Origin of the sequence: Nonomuraea glycinis (assembly GCF_014646515.1) — a bacterium.
Classification (GTDB): domain Bacteria; phylum Actinomycetota; class Actinomycetes; order Streptosporangiales; family Streptosporangiaceae; genus Nonomuraea; species Nonomuraea glycinis.
In genome coordinates this window covers 200,043-217,839 of the sequence record NZ_BMNK01000007.1, presented here as the reverse complement: position 1 = coordinate 217,839, position 17,797 = coordinate 200,043, and the positions used below count along the sequence as shown (strand labels likewise).

The window sequence follows — 17,797 nt, the reverse complement described above, 5'->3', positions numbered from 1 at the left end:
CCGTGATCAGATGGCGCAAGGGCGAGGTTGTGCGGATCCGGCGCGAGTGGCCGGGAGCGATGGAGCTGGAAGTCGCCGTCCCCGAAGGGGACAACCCACCGGGCGCGGAGCCCGGTGCGTTGTACCGGGCACTGGCCTATCCAGCGTTGGTGGGCCGCCCGGAGCCCGGCGACGAGGTGCTGCTCAACACGACGGCACTCGCAATGGGTCTCGGTACGGGAGGTTACGCCATGGTGGTGGCCGTGCCGAACCGTTTGCCGCAAGATCCGCAAGGCCCCGGGCACCTGGTGAAGGCCCGCTACACGCCGTTGCAGGCCACGGTGCTGGGCGCGGACGAGCAGGACTCCCCGTTCCATGACCGATTGCGCGAGGCGGACTCCGTCGACGGGATGCCGGTCGTGGTCGCCGACCTGCACTCGGCGCTGCCGCCGATCCTGTGCGGGCTGTACGACACGGCCGCGCGGGACCTGCGGGTGGCGTACGTGATGCTGGACGGCGGGGCGCTGCCCGCGTGGTTCTCCATGGCGGCCGCCCGGCTGCGGGAGATCGGCTGGCTGTCCGGGGTGGTCACGGTCGGGCAGGCGTTCGGCGGGGACGTGGAGGCCGTCACCACCCACACCGGGCTGCTGGCCGCCCGGCACGTACTGGAGGCGGACGTGGCGATCGTCACCCAGGGGCCCGGCAACCTGGGCACAGGCACCCGCTGGGGGTTCTCCGGGGTGTCGGCGGGCGAGGCGGTCAACGCGGCGTCGGTGCTGCAGGGGCGGCCGGTGGCGGCGCTGCGGGTGAGCGAGGGCGACCTGCGCGAGCGCCACCTCGGCGTCTCCCACCACTCGCTGACCGCCTACGGGCGGGTGGCGCTGACCCGCGCCCAGGTGCCGGTGCCGATGCTGGCGGGCGCGTTCGGCGAGCGGGTCAGAGATCAGGCGGAGCTGCTGGCGGTCCGGCACGAGCTGGTGCCGGTGCCGGTCGACGGCCTGCACGAGGCGCTGCGCGCCTCGCCGGTCAGGCTGTCGACGATGGGCCGGGGCCTGGAGGAGGACCTGGCCTACTTCCTGGCCTCGGCGGCGGCGGGCAGGTTCGCCGCCTCGCTGCTGGCGTAAGAGTCCTTGAAGGTGAACGCCTCGGGGCCCGGCCCCTCCGTCCTGAGGCGTTCGAGACGCCGCATCGCCTCGTCGAGTGACGGGAGGTCGCCTTCGGGGATCCACCACATCACGGTGTACGGCTCGGCCACCCGGTGGAACCACTCCTTGCGGCGGCGCAGCACGTCCAGGTGGCCGCTGCGGTAGACGTAGTCCCACAGCGCGTCGCGGGACTCCCACACCGAGAAGTTGACCAGCAGGTGGTCGCCGTAGTCGTGCACGACGGTGGCGGTCGGGTCCACGTCGCTCTCCTTGAGCCGCCACACGAAGCCTGGCGACCGGTCGGCGAGGTCGTTCATGGGCTCCAGCAGGGCCACGAACTCGGCGAGCTCGGCGGAGTCGACGGGCGCGCGCAGGTGCGCGATGTTGAGCTGAGCGAGATGCATGACGCTCAGCAGATCACCTTCCCCCTTCTATGTCAATTGTCATTTGTTTTAGAAACGGTGACACAGCACTCCCCCGGGCGCGGATCCAGCCGCGCCCGCCCCGGATCGTCGCCGAGCCCTTCCAGCAGGCCCTGGCACAGGGCCAGGTTCATCGAGCACACCAGCAGCGGCTGCTCATGCGACAGCACGTGGAAGGGGCAGTTGCGCATGCGCAGGACGCCGTCGTCGGGGTACGGCTCGTAGCCGCGCCCGCGCAGCACCGACTCCACCGGCTCGCCGCCGTGCCGCCCGGCCAGCCGGCGGCCCGCCCCGCGTGCCGCCCGCTCGGCCCGTTCCTCGGCGCCCAGCTCGTCGACCACCTCGGCCAGCACCGAGGCGAGCGAGACATAGTCGCGCGGCGGCAGGCTCACCGACCGGTCCCCCGCCGCCCTTCGGTAGACCTTGGCGGGCCTGCCGCTGCCCGGCCCCTTGCGCTCCTGGGGGCGGAACCCGCTCTCCAGCAGCCCCGCCTCGACGAGCTTGTCCAGATGGTGGCCGGCGAGCGTCCTGGACACCCCGGCGGCCTGCGCCGCCTCCGTCCTGCCCACCTCGCCGCCTCCGGCCGCCACGGCGTCGTACAGGCTCCGCCGGACCGGATCCTGCAGCAGCCCCAGCGCCTGGAGGTCGTCGTCGCTCACAGCCGCAGTCTAGGGGAGCCCGCGCGGCGCTCTCAGAGCCGCTTCTGGGCGCGGGCGAGCCTCCGACGCGCGTGGCTCAGTACGCTGCCAGGATGTCGATCGCGAAGACCAGGGTGTCCTGCGGGCGGATGCCGGAGGGCGGGTGGCCGGCGGCGCCGTAGCCGTCGGCGGGCGGGACGATCATCAGGACGCGGCTGCCCACGGGCACGCCGAGCAGTGCCCGGTCCCAGCCTCTGATCACGCTCCCGTCGCCGATCGTGAAGGTCTTCGGCCGGCCGGTGCGCCAGGTGGAGTCGAAGACCCGGCCCCCGTCCCAGACCACGCCCACGTACTGGGCGACGAGGAGCCGGCCGGTCTGCGTGGCGGGGCCGGAGCCGCGGGACAGGACCGTGGCGGTGAACGCGGTGGGGGGAGCCGTCCGGGGCACTGTCAGCCGTGGCCGGTCCGTGCCGGTGACGCGTACGCCCGCCAGCGACCCGCCGGCCGCCTCCACCGTGGTGTCCCGGCCGTGGGCGCCGAGGATGTCGACCACGTAGAGCAGCTCGTCGCGCAGGCCGTCACCCGGCGGGATGGCGGCGACGACGCGGCTGCCCACCTTGCGGCCCCGCAGCGCCCGGTCCAGGCCGGGCGGTAACCGGCCGAGCGGGAAGGCGGCCGGGGCGCCACGGTTGAAGCTGGAGTCCACCAGCCGGTTCGCGCCGCCGTCCCACACGTGCGCGGTGTACTGCACGATCGCCACGTCGTCCTGCTCCAGCGTCGCGCCGCTGCCCGCGGCGAGCTGGTCGATCCGCAGCTCGGCCGCCGGCCTGCCGGTGGGGAAGACGACCGTGGGCCGGGCGCCGAACGCGCCCGCCACCTCCGGCTCGGACGGCGAACCGGAGCACGCCGCCGGGGCCAGCAGCGGGATCAGCAGCAACGCGATGGTACGGCGGCGCATCGGCGACCTCCCGTGCGGCGAGGCCCGGCGGCGTCATGCCAACCGGGCCTCGCGATGCTACCGCGTACCGCGACCGCCGGTCAGCAGGCCACGCAGGATGCGCCACGTGGGTGCCCGGCAGGGCGCCCACGTGCGCGAACGTCGGTCAGTAGGCCGACAGGATGTCCACCACGAACACCAGCGTGCTGTTGGCGGGGATGCCCTGCTGCTCCTGAGCTCCGTAGCCGAGGTCCGGCGGGATGCTCATCACGACCCGGCTGCCGACCGGCACCCCGGCCAGGCCCTTCTGCCAGCCCTGGATGACGTTGGCCAGCGGGAACGCCGCGGGCTCGCCCCGGGTCCAGCTGGAGTCGAACTCCTTGTCGGTGCCCCAGATCTTGCCCGTGTAGTGGACGGTGAGCGTCTGCGTCGGCTTGACCTTCTCGCCGGTGCCCTTGATGAGGGTCTTGACGACGAGCTCCTTCGACGGCTTGTCACCCGTCTTGGTCGTCAGCGTGGGCGCCTTCTCGCCGCCCGGGTTGTCGACCTTGACGCCCTTGAGCTTGTCGCCGGTCTCCTTGCCGGTGGCGGCCTTGAGGGCCACCGGCGGCGCGCCGACCACGTCCAGCACGAACACCTTCGTCGGCTGCGGCGGCGTGCCCTGCTGCTGCTGCGGAGCGGAGTCGCCGGCCATCACGGCCAGCAGGCGGCCGCCGTGCTTCACCTTGGTGAAGCCGTCGCGCAGCACCTGCGGGAGCTGCTCGTTGACCGGGATGGTCTCCGGAGCCTTGGTGTCGTAGGAGGACCCCTGGAAGGCGTTCTGCTGACCGTCCCAGTTGTAGACGGTCAGGTTGACGATGACCTTGTCACCGGCCTTCACGGCCGGACCCGTCCCCGCCGTCAGCACCTCGAAGGAGGACTTGGTGGCAGGCGACCCGGAGGGGAAGGTCACCGTGGGCTTGGCACCCACCTCACCGGTGACCTTCACCCCCGCGCCCGCCGCTGAGGACGAGCCCCCGGCGGCCGGAGCCGCCGGGGTATCGGAGCCGCACGCGGCGGCGAAGAAGATCAAAGGCACGGCGGCCAGGACGGCCAGAGCGCGGCGCATGGACTTCCCTCGGAAAAGACGTCAGATTCGCGCCACACTATCTGACTCTCGGTAGGGCCGAGGTAAACTGCTTTGTTTACATGCCCGCGATGAGTTTGTCGACCCTTTCGTCCACCGACCGGAACGGGTCCTTGCACAGAACCGTCCGCTGAGCCTGGTCGTTGAGCTTGAGATGCACCCAGTCGACGGTGAAGTCGCGCCGCTTCTCCTGCGCCTTGCGGATGAACTCGCCCCGCAGCCGCGCCCTGGTCGTCTGCGGCGGCACCGACTTGGCCTCGAAGATCTTGAGGTCGGAGGCCACCCGCTCCACCGAGCCGCGCTTCTGCAGCAGGTAGAACAGGCCGCGCTTACGGTGCACGTCGTGATAGGCGAGGTCGAGCTGCGCCACGCGCGGCGACGACAGCGGCAGGTCGTACTTCTTGCGGTAGCGCTCGATCAGCTGATATTTCGTCACCCAGTCGATCTCCCGCGCCACCAGATCGAGATTGCCCGTCTCGACCGCGTGCAACGTGCGCTCCCACAGCTCCAGCACCCGGTGGGCGATGGCATCGCCGCCGCGCCGGTCGACGAAGTCCTTCGCCTTCGACAGGTATTCCTGCTGGATCTCCAGGCTGGAGGCCTCACGGCCGTTGGCCAGGCGCACCCTGCGCCTGCCCGTCATGTCGTGGGAGACCTCCCGGATCGCCCTGATCGGGTTCTCCAGCGACAGGTCACGCATCACCGTGCCCGCCTCGATCATGCGCAGCACCAGGTCGGTGGCGCCGACCTTGAGCAGCATGGTGGTCTCGCTCATGTTGGAGTCGCCCACGATGACGTGCAGGCGGCGGAACCGCTCGGCGTCGGCGTGCGGCTCGTCCCGGGTGTTGATGATCGGCCGGGAGCGGGTGGTGGCGGACGAGACGCCCTCCCAGATGTGCTCGGCCCGCTGCGACACGCAGTAGACCGCCCCGCGCGGAGTCTGCAGCACCTTGCCGGCACCGCAGATGATCTGCCTCGTCACCAGGAACGGAATCAGCACGTCGGCCAGGCGGCCGAACTCGCCGTGCCTGCCGACCAGATAGTTCTCGTGGCAGCCGTAGGAGTTGCCGGCCGAGTCGGTGTTGTTCTTGAAGAGATAGATGTCCCCGGCGATGCCCTCTTCGCGCAGCCGTTTCTCGGCGTCGACCAGAAGGCCCTCGAGGATGCGCTCACCGGCTTTGTCATGGGTGACGAGCTCGATGACGTTGTCACATTCAGGTGTTGCGTATTCAGGGTGGCTGCCCACGTCGAGATACAGGCGTGCGCCATTGCGGAGGAAGACGTTGCTCGATCGGCCCCAGGACACGACTCGCCGGAACAGGTAGCGCGCGACCTCGTCCGGGGACAGCCTGCGCTGCCCCCTGAACGTGCAGGTCACGCCGTACTCGTTCTCCAGCCCGAAGATGCGACGATCCATCACCTCACACTATGCCCACGGATCGGCCAACGGGAGAGATCTCTCCTGGTGTTTTCCGCGCACCCCGCTTCACCTGTGCTCGCGCCCCCGCGGAGCCCTTTCGCCGCCCGTCAGGGCGTGTAGATCTCCTGAAGCTTTACGATCTTGCCCTGGTGGACGGTAATGAGCGCCGGGTGCCCGCCACCCTTGTGCCGCTTGACCAGGTCCGCCCTGGAGCAGCGCTTGCTGCCGAGCCCGTGCTTTCCGCTGACGGTCACATTGACCATCTTCGATCCGCAGCCGAACGCCGACAGGAAGACCACGTTCGTGGCGATGGGCGAGGCGTAGGCCGTCACGTCACCCTCGGGCGGGCCGACGAAGCGGCCCTCGGTGACGGTGCCCTTCTTCCACTTGATGGGCTCGTACTCGGCCACGGAGCCACTCACGTGGGTGATCCAGCCGCGCAGGATGCCGTTGTGCCGGGGGCTGATGCGCTTGGTGAAGTCATGCTTCGGATCCGCCTGGAACGTCTTCCCGAAGACCTCCGGGGCCTTGTACTTCGGGATGGCGGCGGCCTCGGCCGCCGCGCCGGACGCGAGGATCATGGCCGCGGCCGCACCGGTCGCGAGGAGGCTACGCGTAAGAATCTTCATGGATCGTTCGATGGCCAGGGCCGTCCCGGAGTTCGACCGGCACATAGTGATACAAATCACACCCAAAGGGCCGCCGACACCCTGGGATGCCGGCGGCCTGGTCCTACAGCGGCGAAGAGCCGTCGTCCACGTCTCCCTCGGGGCCGGTGGGCGGCGGCTTCTCACCCTCCTCCGCGGCGGGTGCGGGCGCCGAGGCGTCGGCAGAAGGCAGCAGGCGCTCCAGGCGTGAGCCCGTCAGCCGCAGGAACTTGCGGTGCTCGCGATTGCGATCCAGCACCGCCACCTCCAGCTGCGTCACCGGCGGCCGCTCGCCACCGGGCTCGGTGAGGGCCGCCAGCGCCACCTCCAGCGCCGCCGACAGCGACATCGACTCGCGGTAGCGCTCCTTCAGCCGCGTCGACACCGCCTCCGCCTGACCGCCCATCGCCGCGAACCCGTGCTCGTCGAACACCGAGCCGTCGAACGTCAACCGGTAGATGGCGTCACCGTCAGGTCCGTCACCCACCTCGGCCACCACCACCTCCACCTCGAGCGACTTGATCGAATCGGTGAAGATCCGGCCCAGGTTGGAGGCGTAGAGGTTGGCCAGGCCACGACCCGTCACATCGGAGCGGTCGTAGGTGTAACCGTTGATGTCGGCGTAGCGGATGCCGCCCAGCCGCAACTCCTCGAACTCGTTGTAGCGGCCCACGGCCGCGAACCCGATGCGGTCGTAGATCTCGCTGATCTTGTGCAGCGCCTTGGAAGGGTTGGGCGCGACGAACAGGATCCCGTCGACGTACTGCAGCACGACGACGGAGCGGCCCCGCGCGATCCCCTTGCGCGCGTAGTCCGCCTTGTCCCGCATGATCTGCTCAGGGGACGCATATCCGAAAGGCATCGACACGTGGGGTGGTCCTTTCTAACGCAGCGGGGCGATGGGGCCGTCAGGGGAGATCAAGCGAGCCTCGAGCATCCGCTCGACATAACCGGTCACCTGCTCCTCGCTCAGGCGCCGGAAACCGTCGGCGTCGACCACCGACACGATCGGCCAGATCTTCCGCGTCACGTCAGGACCACCGGTCGCCGAGTCGTCGTCGGCCGCGTCGTACAGCGCCTGGATCAGCGTCATCGCCATGTCGTCGGCCGAGGCGCCGTCACGGTAGAGCTTCTTCAGCGAACCCCGCGCGAAGATCGAACCGGAGCCGATCGCGTCGAACCGCTCCCGCTCGTAAGGCCCGCCCGCCACGTCGTAGCTGAAGATCCGCCCGGCGTCGGCGGCAGGGTCGTAGGCGGCGAACAACGGCACCACCACCAGCCCCTGCATCGCCATCGCCAGGTTGCCCCGGATCATCGTCGCCAGCCGGTTGGCCTTGCCGGCCACCGACATGGTGCGGCCCTCGAGCTTCTCGTAGTGCTCCAGCTCCACCCGGTAGAGCCTGGCCATCTCGATGCCGGTGCTGGCCGTGCCCGCGATGCCCATGCAGGAATAGTCGTCAGTGCGGAACACCTTCTCGACGTCACGCTGGGAGATGATGTTGCCCGACGTCGCACGCCGGTCTCCCGCCATCACCACACCCCCGGCGAAGGTCGCGGCGATGATCGTGGTCGCGTGCGGGACCTGGTCGCCGATCGGCGTGGCCAGCACCTCATTCCGAAGCGGCAACAGCTCGGGCGCATATGAGCCGACGAAGTCGGTGAACGAGGAACTCCCTGTGTTGTGGAAAAGCTGGTCTCTCAAGCCGGCGGGCAGATCCCTGTGCGATGCCACGCGACTCCCTCCCATGTCAGTCGTCCCTGAAGCGACCCTACTGTTCTTGCGTCGCTGTCTGCACTTCCCACGATCAGCTCACGGCGAACCGATCACCAGATCGTTTCTTTACGCCCACGAAAGCCCATGCGATCGTCGATATGTCCGCCCGCCCTCGACAGGAGGCCGACATGCGACTCCCGAGCCGCCCAGCGGTGCTCGCGGCCCTCGCCCTCCTGGCGCTCACCTCCTGCGGAACCGGCGCCCCCGCCGAAGACGGCGGCATCACCCTCACCATCGCCGCCAACGCCATCTCCGGCGGCAAGAACTCCGCGTCCGCCGACTGGATCAAGCAGTGGGTCATCCCCCGGTTCGAGAAGACCCACCGCGACGTCAAGGTGCTCTTCGAGCCGAGCGGCGTCGACGACGAGCAGTACAAGACCAAGATCGCACTCGACCTCAAGGCCAGGACCGCCGCCGACGTCATCGACCTCGACGGCATCTGGATCGGCGAGTTCGCGCAGGCCGGCTACATCGAGCCGCTCGCCGAAGTCAGCGGCGCCGCCGTCGACTCCTGGAGCGGCTGGTCCCAGATCCCCCCGGCCGTGCAAGGACTCGGCATCTTCGACGGCAGGAAGTACGGGCTGCCCCAGGGCACCGACGGCCGCGTCCTGTTCTACAACAAGACCCTGTTCGCCAAGGCGGGCCTGCCACGAACCTGGAACCCCGGCAGCTGGCAGGACATCATCGACGCCGGCACCGCGCTCAAGGCCGCCGGCGTGCCCACCCCCATCCAGATCAACGCCGGCAGCGCCACGGGCGAGGCCACCACCATGCAGGGCGTCCTGCCGCTGCTCGCCGGCGCCGGGGCGGAGATCCACGCCCAGGACAAGTGGACCGGCGCGAGCCGGGCCATGAAGGACGTGCTCGGCTTCTACCAGCAGATCTACGGCGGCAGCGGCCTCGGTGACCCCAAACTCCAGCAGGAGGCCAAAGGCCGCGACAAATCCTTCGCCCAGTTCGCCGACGGGAAGATCGCCATCCTGGCCGAGAGCGACTATTTCTGGCGCTCGGTCATCGAACCAGGCGCCGGCATAGCCCCCATGAAGGACCGCGACCAGATCGTCGGCTACACCAAAATCCCCGCCAAGAAGCCCGGCGCCGGCATCCGCGGCCAGGACCATGTCAGCATGTCAGGCGGCGCCGTACGCGTGCTCAACCCGTTCTCCGAGAACCCCGCGCTCGCCTGGGAACTGCTGTCCTTCATGCACTCCGCCGAGGCCACCACCTCGGAACTCGCCGGCCGCACCCGCGTCAGCTCCCGCATCGACGTCAACGACGACGTGCTCGCCGGCGACCCGATGCTGAGTTACATCGCCGACGACGTGCTGCCCGTCACCGCCTACCGGCCCGGCCTGGCCATCTACCCGCAGGTCTCCGTCCTGCTGCAGGAAGCCACCGCCGACGTCGTCAGCGGCAAGAGCGCCGACGAGGCGGCCGCCGCCTACCAGAGGAAGCTGGAGGACCTGGTAGGCGGCGCAGCCAACATCTCCATCTCCGGCTGACGTGACCCCGGCCCTCACCCCCGTGGTTCTTCACCCGTTCATCCCGCATCACCGTGTGTGACAGGGCTTGCCACAGGCGGCCGGCCCGGATGGCTCGGCTCGATGCCTGCCGAACCCCGTGACCGCCTTCACCTCCGTCCGGCGCCCGAACTCGGAGGCGCCCTTCGCCGCCCCGCATCCGGGCACATCTTCAGCCCTTCAGGCCCTGTCCGCTTGCGCTACTGGCCGCCCTTTTGTACATACGAGCGCACGAATTCCTCTGCGTTCTCCTCGAGCACTTCGTCGATCTCGTCCAGGATCGAGTCCACATCGTCCGTGAGCTTCTCCTGGCGCTCCTGCACCTCCGGTGCCGCCGACGCCTCGGTCTCCTCGACCTCGGACTCACGCCGACCGGTCTGCTTCTGTCCGCCGGTGTCCTTGCTGGCCATGTCCAACCTCCACGGTGGGGGACTACCTCTCTAGCCCATATCTTCCCCGAACGGGGCGACATTTCGCGCCGATCGTCCCGCGATCTTGCCGACTTGACTAGATAGCTTCACTATCCAATACTGGAACCTCGCCCCACCAGGAGGTTCACCATGTCCCCCGCATCCCTGAGCACGGCCGGCGTGCTCCTCATCACGGTCCCGACGATCGCCTTCGGCGGCGTCTCCCTGCTGGCGTTCCTCATGCGCGACGTGCCCGGCTACCGGGACAACCCGGTCCGGCGCGGCCTGTGGCGGGCCGGGCACGCGCACGCCGGCGTGCTGGTCCTGTTCAGCCTGGTGGCGCTGCTGTACGTGGACCAGGCCGACCTGTCCGACGCCTGGAAGACTCTGGTACGCACGTCGATCGTGGCCGCCCCGATCCTGATGCCCCTGGGCTTCTTCCTGTCGGTGGCCCGCCCCAGCGACAGGAAGCCCAGCAAGCTGATCTATCTGGCCATGGCGGGCGGGGCGAGCCTGGCGGTGGGCACGCTCACGCTCGGCATCGGGCTGCTCTGACAGCCGGACGCCTTTACGTTATAGATCAGAAAGGTACGGACGTCGTACGAAAGCCTGGGTTTTCGCCGGCCACGGCCGTCCAGGGCCCCTAGTCTCCGCCGGTGAGGGCGGCGACGAGGTCGGCGGCGGTGCGGCAGCGGTCGAAGAGCTCGCCCACGTGGGCCTTGGTGCCGCGCAGCGGCTCCAAGGTGGGGACGCGCTGCAGCGACTCTCTGCCGGGGATGTCGAAGATGACGGAGTCCCAGGAGGCGGCGGCCACGGATTCGCTGTACTGGCGCAGGCAGCGACCGCGGAAGTAGGCGCGGGTGTCGGTGGGCGGGTTCTCGACGGCCCGGTCGACCTCGTCCTCGGTGATGAGGCGCCGCATGCGGCCACGGGCCACGAGCCGGTTGTACAGGCCGCGGTCGGGGCGGATGTCGGAGTATTGCAGGTCGACGAGGCCGAGGCGGGGGTGGGACCAGTCGAGGCCGTCGCGGCTGCGGTAGCCCTCGAGGAGTTCGAGCTTGGCGACCCAGTCGAGCTCTCCGGCCAGTTGCATGGGGTCTTCGGCCAGACGGGTGAGGACGGACTCCCAGCGGTCGAGGATGTCCTTGTTCATCTCGTCCTGGGCGGTGCCGCGCTCTTCGACGTACTTGCGGGCCTGTTCGAGGTATTCCATCTGCAGCTGGACGGCGGTGAGCTTGCGGCCGTCGCGCATCGGGATCTCGTAGCGGCAGGTGGGGTCGTGGGAGACGGCGCGCAGGGATTGGACGGGGTTGTCGACGGCCAGGTCGCGGGTGAGGAAGCCGTCTTCGATCATGGCAAGGACGAGCGCCGTCGACCCTAGCTTCAGATATGTCGAAATTTCCGACATGTTAGCGTCGCCGATGATCACGTGGAGGCGCCGGTACTTCTCCGGGTCGGCGTGCGGCTCGTCCCGGGTGTTGATGATCGGCCGCTTCAGCGTGGTCTCGAGCCCGACCTCCACCTCGAAGAAGTCGGCCCGCTGGCTGATCTGGAAGCCGTCACCGCGCGAGTCCTGCCCGATGCCGACCTTGCCCGCGCCGACGACCACCTGCCGGGAGACGAAGAACGGAGTGAGGTGGCGCACGATGTCGGCGAAGGGCGTGGCCCGGCGCATGAGGTAGTTCTCGTGACAGCCGTAGCTGGCGCCCTTGGCGTCGGTGTTGTTCTTGTAGAGCTGGATGGGCGCGTTGGCGGGGATGGCGCTGGCGCGCTGGGCCGCGTCGTACATGACCCGCTCCCCCGCCTTGTCCCAGATCACCGCGGCGCGCGGGTTGGTGCACTCGGGCGTGGAGTATTCCGGGTGGGCGTGGTCGACGTAGAGCCTGGCGCCGTTGGTCAGGATGACGTTGGCCAGGCCGAGGTCCTCGTCGGTGAGCTGAGTGGGGTCGGCCACCTCTCTGGCCAGGTCGAAGCCTCTGGCGTCGCGTAGGGGGTTCTCCTCCTCGAAGTCCCAGCGCGCTCTGCGTGCCCGGGCGGCCGAGGCCGCCAAGTAGGCGTTGACCACCTGTGAGGAGGTCACCATCGCGTTGGCGCCTGGCTGACCTGGTACGGAGATGCCGTACTCGGTCTCGATGCCCATCACCCGACGCACCGTCATGCGCACCCTCTGTTCGTCCGGATCTGTCTATCCGCCGTTTATATGCCCGAGCCTATGCCCTTCACAGTGCCCCAGGGTCACAAGGTTATGGCACCGAAGCCTTTTCATCCTGTACGGCAGGCGTTGATGTGCTTTGTGGTGTTCTGCGGGGCTTCATTAGCCGCTGGATGGGGCGTTCGGCAAAGAAGTAGACGGCGTACGACAGCAGGACCGCCGCGAGCGTGGTGACCGTGGCCACCACCCAGGGCGGCAGATCCCCGACGAGCAGGGGGATGAGCGCGACCGCGATCGTGGAGTGGAACAGGTAAAGCGGGTAGGTCGTGGCGCCGAGCGCGGTGAGCCAGCCGCGCGACCGCACCCGTAACAGCCCGAGGGCGACCAGGGCCATGACGGCGAAGATCACCGTGATGGTGATGATCACGCTCAGGTCGGTGACGGGCATGTTCTTGAACCCCGCGACCTTGATGCGCCCGTGCACCCGTTCGAGTGCGGAGTGCAGCGACATGGCCCAGCCGGCGACGAAGTAGATCCACGGAAGCCAGGCGCTGCCGTGCTTGTGGATGAGGTACAGGGCCATTCCGGCGACGAAGTACGGCGCGTAGCGCGGCATGACGATCTCGTTGAGCACCGGGTCGCCGAGCAGTTCGGCGCCGAGCGCGGCGGCCAGCCAGACGCCCCCGAAGACCAGGACTCGACCGTAGGTGACGCCCACCAGGACGAGGATCGCGATGAGCAGGTAGAAGCGCAGCTCGGCCCAGAGCGACCAGTAGACGCCGGCGGCGTCGGTGATCTTGAACAACCGCTGGAACATGCTGGCGTTCACCAGGTAGTGCTCTGGCGAAAGTTTTGGGTTGAGCGCGGTGGCGCTGGTGAGCCCGTAGAGCGCGGCGACGGCGATCAGGCTGAGCCAGTAGGCCGGGTAGAGCCGGACGACCCGGGAGCGGGCGAAGGCGCCGAGACCACGCCCCCAAGCGCTCATGAGGATGACGAACCCGCTGATCATGAAGAACAGCTCGACGCCTAAGATGCCGAGCCCGGCGACGGGGGCGACCGCGGGGAAGAGCTCGGCGGGCCGGTCCCCCCAGACGGAGGCGTAGGCGACCAGGTAGTGGAAGGCCAGCACGGCCAGGGCGGCGATGAACCGCAGAAGGTCGAGCTCGGCCAGCCGGCCGTCTCCGTGAGCGTGCTTCGGCCGGTTGGGATGGTGCACGGCCACTTAGACGCCCCAAAGATCCTTTCGGTTCCCTTCCTTCACCTCTGTCACAGCGAAGCATCGGAATCTTCGTCGTTGAGAGGCGTAAGGCCGTGGGGCCGCACTCGCCGCCGTGTCGCCTTGCGGCATCACCGAACGCGCCCAAGGCGAGGCACAAGGGGAACGTGCCCAAGGCGAGGAGAAGGCCGGCCTGGGTGGGCCGCAGGCTCTGCGCGGCACATCCCGACAAGACCGACGCCGGAAGGGGCTGAGTGGCCCCTTCCGGCGCTGGTGCTACAGGTATTGGCCGGTGTTGGCGACGGTGTCGATGGAACGGCCGGCTTCGGCGCCCTGCTTGCCGGAGACGAGTGTGCGGATGTAGACGATCCGCTCGCCCTTCTTGCCGGAGATGCGGGCCCAGTCGTCGGGGTTGGTGGTGTTGGGCAGATCCTCGTTCTCGGAGAACTCGTCCACGCAGGCCGTGAGCAGGTGCTGCACCCGCAGGCCTTTCTGGCCGCTCTCCAGGAACTGCTTGATCGCCATCTTCTTGCCCCGGTCGACGATGTTCTGGATCATCGCGCCGGAGTTGAAGTCCTTGAAGTAGAGGACTTCCTTGTCGCCGTTGGCGTAGGTCACCTCGAGGAAGCGGTTCTCTTCGCTCTCGGTGTACATCCTCTCGACGACGCTCTGGATCATGCCGTGGATGGTGGCCTCACGGGAACCACCGTGCTCGGTCAGATCTTCCGGATGGAGGGGCAGCTCGGCGAGGAGGTACTTGGAGAAGATGTCCTTGGCCGCCTCGGCGTCCGGCCGCTCGATCTTGATCTTGACGTCCAGGCGGCCGGGCCGCAGGATCGCCGGGTCGATCATGTCCTCGCGGTTGGAGGCGCCGATGACGATGACGTTCTCCAGCCCCTCGACGCCGTCGATCTCCGACAGCAACTGAGGGACGATGGTGTTCTCCACGTCGGAGGACACGCCCGAGCCGCGGGTGCGGAAGATCGAGTCCATCTCGTCGAAGAACACGATCACGGGGGTGCCCTCGGAAGCCTTCTCACGAGCACGCTGGAAGACCAGGCGGATGTGCCGCTCGGTCTCGCCGACGTACTTGTTGAGCAGCTCGGGACCCTTGATGTTGAGGAAGAAACTCTTGCCGGACTGGCCGGTCTTCTCCGCGACCTGCTTGGCCAGGGAGTTGGCGACGGCCTTGGCGATGAGCGTCTTGCCGCAGCCCGGCGGGCCGTAGAGCAGGACGCCCTTGGGCGGGCGCAGCTTGTGCTCGCGGAACAGGTCGGCGTGCAGATAGGGGAGCTCGATGGCGTCCCTGATCTGCTCGATCTGCCGCATGAGGCCGCCGATCTCCTCGTAGGAGATGTCGGGGACCTCTTCGAGCACGAGCTCTTCCACTTCGGACTTGGGAATGCGCTCGTAGACGTAACCCGAGCGAGGCTCGAGCAGGAGTGAGTCGCCCGCCCTGATGGGCTGGCCGACCAGCGACTCGGCCAGTCGCACGACGCGCTCTTCGTCGGCGTGCGAGATGACCAGGGCGCGCTTGCCCTCGTCGAGCAACTCCTTGAGCATCACGATCTCGCCGACCTCTTCGTAGCCGAGAGCCTCGACCACGTTGAGCGCCTCGTTGAGCATGACCTCCTGGCCACGCCGCAGCGAGTCGGCGTCGACGGCCGGGCTGACGTTCACCCGCAGCTTGCGGCCGCCGGTGAACACCTCGATCGTGCCGTCTTCTCTGGCCTCGAGGAAGGTGCCGAATCCGGATGGCGGCTGCGCCAGCCGGTCGACCTCCTCCTTGAGAGCGACGATCTGGTCCCGTGCCTCCTTGAGCGTCGACACCAGGCGTTCGTTCTGGCCGGTAACGGCCGCGAGGTTCGCCTGTGCTTCATGGAGACGTTCTTCCAGGACTCTGGCCTGACGGGGTGACTCGGCCAGTTTCCGCCTCAGCGCGGTGATCTCCTCCTGGAGGAAGGAGACCTGTGTTGAAAGATCAGCGACCTCCCGTTCGCGCTGCGCGGCTCGAGCCTCAGCATCATCGCGAGCTGCCACGCCCGTCACCTCCTTCCCAGTCGAGGGCGACTACTAAGGACCTTACCTATCTCGGGCCCCTCCGTAACCTGGCCGGGCAGTGTTCGTAGAGTGACAATCAGTATTCGGTGAATAATCCCCAATAGGGCGTTTAATACTTCCAGCATATGAACACGGCGAAGTGTTCCCGTGTCACGCACCAACGCACCCTTGTGGCCAAATTGTCATAGTTCTTCGGTGGTTCCCTTCGGTCGTCGACGGCGCGGCGGCGGGGTGACGCCGTCGGCCATGCGGCGGGCGGTGACGAGGAACCCGGTGTGCCCGATCATCCGGTGATCGGGCCGAACGGCGAGCCCTTCGACATGCCAGTCGCGAACCAGGGTCTCCCACGCATGAGGCTCGGTGAAACTCCCGTGATCGCGAATCACCTCGACGGTTTTCGACAACTGGGTCGTCGTGGCCACATAACAGCAGATCACACCGCCTGGTGTGAGGGCCTTGGCGACGGCGTCCACGCACTCCCAGGGGGCGAGCATGTCCAGGATCACCCGGTCCACGTCGGAGGTGTCCAGACAGGACACCAGGTCGCCGACGACCAGCCGCCAGTTGTCGTCCATCGAGCCGCCGTAGAACTTCTCCACGTTGGTGCGGGCGATGTCGGCGAAGTCCTGGCGGCGCTCGTAGGAGGTGACATGACCCTCGGGACCGACGGCGCGCAGCAGGAAGCACGTCAGCGCGCCGGAGCCGACCCCCGCCTCGACCACCCGGGCACCGGGGAAGATGTCGGCCATGCCGACGATCTGGGACGAGTCCTTGGGGTAGATCACGGCCGCGCCCCGCGGCATCGCCAGGGTGTAGTCCTGCAGCAGATGACGGAAGGCGAGATAGGCGGTGCCGCCGGAGGAGCGCACCACGGAGCCTTCGGGCTGCCCGATCAGCTCGCTGTGCGGGATGGCGCCCTTGTGGGTGTGGAAGACGCCGTCGTCCTTGAGCGTGATCGTGTGGCGCTTGTTCTTGGGGTCGGTGAGCTGCACCTGATCCCCCGCCTGAAACGGCCCATGCCTGCGGAAACCCATGGCGGCAAGGTTATAGGGCTTTCGAGCACGACTTGACGCGCGATATCTATGGAGGATGTTCCCGCGCGAAGTGATCGCCGTAGGCTCCCTGGTGCTGCGTCCACCGGTCGACGACGACGTGGAGGCCATCGTGGCCACCTGCGACGATCCCGTGACGGCCCGGTTCCTGCCGCTGATCCCGTCGCCGTACACGGCGCAGGACGCGCGCGCCTACGTACGGCGTGCGCGGGCGAAGTGGGACAGCGGCGGCACGGAATACTCGATCACCGAGGACGGCCGCTACATCGGCTCCATCGGCACCAGCGCGCCGTCCCCGTGGGGCTCGGTCGAGCTCGGCTATCTGGTGGCGCCGTGGGCGCGCGGCAAGGGCGTGGCCGGGGCGGTGGCGCGCGGGCTGGCCGAGTGGCTGCTCGACCGGGGCGTGGAGCGGGTGGAGCTGGCGGCCGAGGTGGCGAACCTGCCCAGCCTGCGGGTCGCGTACAAGGCCGGATTCCGCGAGGAGGGACGCAGGCGGGACGCCAAGGCGCTGCGGGACGGGCAGCGGGTGGATCATGTGATGTTCGCCAGGCTCGCCCGGGACGCGGGCGAGGCGATGGAGCCCTACCTGCCGTTCTTCGAGGGCGGCGAGCTGGGCGACGGCGTGGTGCGGCTGACGCCGATGGACGAGCGGGACGCCGCGGACTTCCACCGGATGATGGCCGAGCCGAGCGTCGCCCGGTTCGGCATGGGGCCGCTCGGCACGCTGGAGGACGACGAGCAGCGCTGCCGGTGCACCGGCTACTTCTGGCTGTCGGGGCAGCGGGTCGAGCTGGCGGTCAGGGACGCGGCCACCGGCGAGTTCGCCGGCAACCTGCAGCTGACACGGATCATCCCGGCCTTCGGGGAGGCCATGGTGGGCTACTCGCTGGTGCCGCGTTTCCGCGGCCGCGGCCTGATGACGCGCGCGGTCGGGCTGCTGGCCGACTGGGCCTTCGCCCATACCCGGCTGCACCGGCTGATCGCCGGGACCGACGTGGCCAACACCGCCTCGCAGGCGGTGCTGCGGCGCGCCGGGTTCGTCCAGGAGAGCGTGCGCCGGCAGGTGTTCCCCCAGCCGGACGGCTCCCGCTCCGACGAGATCGAGTGGCTCCTGCTGCGCCCCGACACCCTCTGAGCGGGCACAGCGCCCGCTCCGGACGCACAGGTCCGGTCCTGAGCGCTTCTCCACGGCCTCCCAGCGGGCCCCTGAACCCTCCCAGCGGCCCGGAACCGCCGCACGGCTCCAGGTCAGCGTGCGGGCCTTCACCGGGAGATCCTGGACCTCAGCGCGGCGTACG

17 protein-coding genes are annotated in these 17,797 nt (G+C 68.6%); 4 read left to right on the top strand and 13 right to left on the bottom strand.

Translation table 11 applies throughout. From position 1 onward, the window contains the following. Positions 1 to 2 precede the first annotated feature (2 nt). The gene (locus tag IEY87_RS21535) at positions 3 to 1,103 is read left to right on the top strand and encodes a DUF3866 family protein (RefSeq protein ID WP_225277227.1); all 1,101 of its coding nucleotides are present in this window, start codon (positions 3 to 5) and stop codon (positions 1,101 to 1,103) included. Here the strand turns inward: IEY87_RS21535 and IEY87_RS21530 are convergent. The 8 genes from IEY87_RS21530 to prcB all read right to left on the bottom strand — a co-directional run bounded on the left by IEY87_RS21530 (position 1,049) and on the right by prcB (position 8,061). Then, entirely contained in the window at positions 1,049 to 1,528 is a 480-nt protein-coding gene (locus tag IEY87_RS21530) for a DUF3291 domain-containing protein (RefSeq protein ID WP_189140522.1), read from the bottom strand. The genes IEY87_RS21535 and IEY87_RS21530 overlap by 55 nt on opposite strands. A 32-nt stretch (positions 1,529 to 1,560) precedes the next feature. Then, positions 1,561 to 2,205: a helix-turn-helix transcriptional regulator gene (locus IEY87_RS21525; RefSeq protein ID WP_189140521.1), complete on the bottom strand. Its 645-nt coding sequence runs from the start codon at positions 2,203 to 2,205 to the stop codon at positions 1,561 to 1,563. Between the two features lie 76 nt (positions 2,206 to 2,281). Beyond that, a complete protein-coding gene (locus IEY87_RS21520; protein WP_189140520.1) occupies positions 2,282 to 3,142 on the bottom strand; it encodes an FKBP-type peptidyl-prolyl cis-trans isomerase in 861 nt (286 codons plus the stop codon). Between the two features lie 145 nt (positions 3,143 to 3,287). Beyond that, complete coding sequence (locus IEY87_RS21515; protein ID WP_189140519.1) at positions 3,288 to 4,229, bottom strand: FKBP-type peptidyl-prolyl cis-trans isomerase; 942 nt, start codon at positions 4,227 to 4,229, stop codon at positions 3,288 to 3,290. 76 nt (positions 4,230 to 4,305) lie between these two features. After that, on the bottom strand, positions 4,306 to 5,664 hold the full coding sequence (gene pafA, locus IEY87_RS21510; RefSeq protein ID WP_189140518.1) for a Pup--protein ligase: 1,359 nt from the start codon (positions 5,662 to 5,664) through the stop codon (positions 4,306 to 4,308). A 110-nt stretch (positions 5,665 to 5,774) separates the two neighbouring features. Beyond that, positions 5,775 to 6,296 (bottom strand): hypothetical protein, encoded by a 522-nt coding sequence (locus tag IEY87_RS21505; protein WP_189140517.1) that lies wholly within the window; start codon positions 6,294 to 6,296, stop codon positions 5,775 to 5,777. A gap of 103 nt (positions 6,297 to 6,399) precedes the next feature. Beyond that, the gene (gene prcA, locus IEY87_RS21500; RefSeq protein WP_189140739.1) at positions 6,400 to 7,176 is read right to left on the bottom strand and encodes a proteasome subunit alpha; all 777 of its coding nucleotides are present in this window, start codon (positions 7,174 to 7,176) and stop codon (positions 6,400 to 6,402) included. 21 nt (positions 7,177 to 7,197) lie between these two features. After that, positions 7,198 to 8,061, bottom strand: a complete 864-nt coding sequence (gene prcB / locus IEY87_RS21495) for a proteasome subunit beta (RefSeq protein ID WP_225277226.1) — start codon at positions 8,059 to 8,061, stop codon at positions 7,198 to 7,200. Between the two features lie 155 nt (positions 8,062 to 8,216). Here prcB and IEY87_RS21490 point away from each other — a divergent pair, with 155 nt between their 5' ends. Then, positions 8,217 to 9,590: an extracellular solute-binding protein gene (locus IEY87_RS21490; protein ID WP_189140515.1), complete on the top strand. Its 1,374-nt coding sequence runs from the start codon at positions 8,217 to 8,219 to the stop codon at positions 9,588 to 9,590. A 218-nt stretch (positions 9,591 to 9,808) separates the two neighbouring features. Here IEY87_RS21490 and IEY87_RS21485 read toward each other — a convergent pair whose 3' ends face one another. Then, the gene (locus tag IEY87_RS21485) at positions 9,809 to 10,018 is read right to left on the bottom strand and encodes a ubiquitin-like protein Pup (protein WP_189140514.1); all 210 of its coding nucleotides are present in this window, start codon (positions 10,016 to 10,018) and stop codon (positions 9,809 to 9,811) included. A gap of 150 nt (positions 10,019 to 10,168) precedes the next feature. On the opposite strand from IEY87_RS21485, the gene IEY87_RS21480 reads away from it, so the two are divergent. Continuing rightward, a complete protein-coding gene (locus IEY87_RS21480; RefSeq protein WP_189140513.1) occupies positions 10,169 to 10,573 on the top strand; it encodes a hypothetical protein in 405 nt (134 codons plus the stop codon). Between the two features lie 88 nt (positions 10,574 to 10,661). On the opposite strand, the gene dop is transcribed toward IEY87_RS21480, so the two are convergent. The 4 genes from dop to IEY87_RS21460 form a co-directional block, all read right to left on the bottom strand. Continuing rightward, entirely contained in the window at positions 10,662 to 12,176 is a 1,515-nt protein-coding gene (gene dop / locus IEY87_RS21475) for a depupylase/deamidase Dop (protein ID WP_263651904.1), read from the bottom strand. Between the two features lie 85 nt (positions 12,177 to 12,261). Continuing rightward, the gene (locus tag IEY87_RS21470; RefSeq protein ID WP_225277225.1) at positions 12,262 to 13,392 is read right to left on the bottom strand and encodes an acyltransferase family protein; all 1,131 of its coding nucleotides are present in this window, start codon (positions 13,390 to 13,392) and stop codon (positions 12,262 to 12,264) included. 270 nt (positions 13,393 to 13,662) lie between these two features. Next, positions 13,663 to 15,435 (bottom strand): proteasome ATPase, encoded by a 1,773-nt coding sequence (gene arc, locus IEY87_RS21465; protein WP_225277224.1) that lies wholly within the window; start codon positions 15,433 to 15,435, stop codon positions 13,663 to 13,665. Positions 15,436 to 15,629: 194 nt separating this feature from the next. Then, positions 15,630 to 16,481: a tRNA (adenine-N1)-methyltransferase gene (locus IEY87_RS21460; RefSeq protein ID WP_189140511.1), complete on the bottom strand. Its 852-nt coding sequence runs from the start codon at positions 16,479 to 16,481 to the stop codon at positions 15,630 to 15,632. 55 nt (positions 16,482 to 16,536) lie between these two features. Between IEY87_RS21460 and IEY87_RS21455 the strand changes: the two genes are divergently transcribed. Further along, a complete protein-coding gene (locus IEY87_RS21455) occupies positions 16,537 to 17,634 on the top strand; it encodes a GNAT family N-acetyltransferase (protein WP_189140510.1) in 1,098 nt (365 codons plus the stop codon). Positions 17,635 to 17,797 lie beyond the last annotated feature (163 nt).

Excerpts from the sequence above, each read along its gene's own strand:
- IEY87_RS21460 (WP_189140511.1), bottom strand. The coding sequence starts at position 16,481 with ATGGGTTTCCGCAGGCATGGGCCGTTTCAGGCGGGGGATCAGGTGCAG.
- prcA (WP_189140739.1), bottom strand. The coding sequence starts at position 7,176 with ATGCCTTTCGGATATGCGTCCCCTGAGCAGATCATGCGGGACAAGGCG.
- IEY87_RS21515 (WP_189140519.1), bottom strand. The coding sequence starts at position 4,229 with ATGCGCCGCGCTCTGGCCGTCCTGGCCGCCGTGCCTTTGATCTTCTTC.
- IEY87_RS21505 (WP_189140517.1), bottom strand. The coding sequence starts at position 6,296 with ATGAAGATTCTTACGCGTAGCCTCCTCGCGACCGGTGCGGCCGCGGCC.
- IEY87_RS21480 (WP_189140513.1), top strand. The coding sequence starts at position 10,169 with ATGTCCCCCGCATCCCTGAGCACGGCCGGCGTGCTCCTCATCACGGTC.
- IEY87_RS21455 (WP_189140510.1), top strand. The coding sequence starts at position 16,537 with ATGTTCCCGCGCGAAGTGATCGCCGTAGGCTCCCTGGTGCTGCGTCCA.
- dop (WP_263651904.1), bottom strand. The coding sequence starts at position 12,176 with ATGACGGTGCGTCGGGTGATGGGCATCGAGACCGAGTACGGCATCTCC.
- IEY87_RS21485 (WP_189140514.1), bottom strand. The coding sequence starts at position 10,018 with ATGGCCAGCAAGGACACCGGCGGACAGAAGCAGACCGGTCGGCGTGAG.
- prcB (WP_225277226.1), bottom strand. The coding sequence starts at position 8,061 with ATGGGAGGGAGTCGCGTGGCATCGCACAGGGATCTGCCCGCCGGCTTG.
- IEY87_RS21490 (WP_189140515.1), top strand. The coding sequence starts at position 8,217 with ATGCGACTCCCGAGCCGCCCAGCGGTGCTCGCGGCCCTCGCCCTCCTG.
- pafA (WP_189140518.1), bottom strand. The coding sequence starts at position 5,664 with ATGGATCGTCGCATCTTCGGGCTGGAGAACGAGTACGGCGTGACCTGC.
- IEY87_RS21530 (WP_189140522.1), bottom strand. The coding sequence starts at position 1,528 with ATGCATCTCGCTCAGCTCAACATCGCGCACCTGCGCGCGCCCGTCGAC.
- IEY87_RS21520 (WP_189140520.1), bottom strand. The coding sequence starts at position 3,142 with ATGCGCCGCCGTACCATCGCGTTGCTGCTGATCCCGCTGCTGGCCCCG.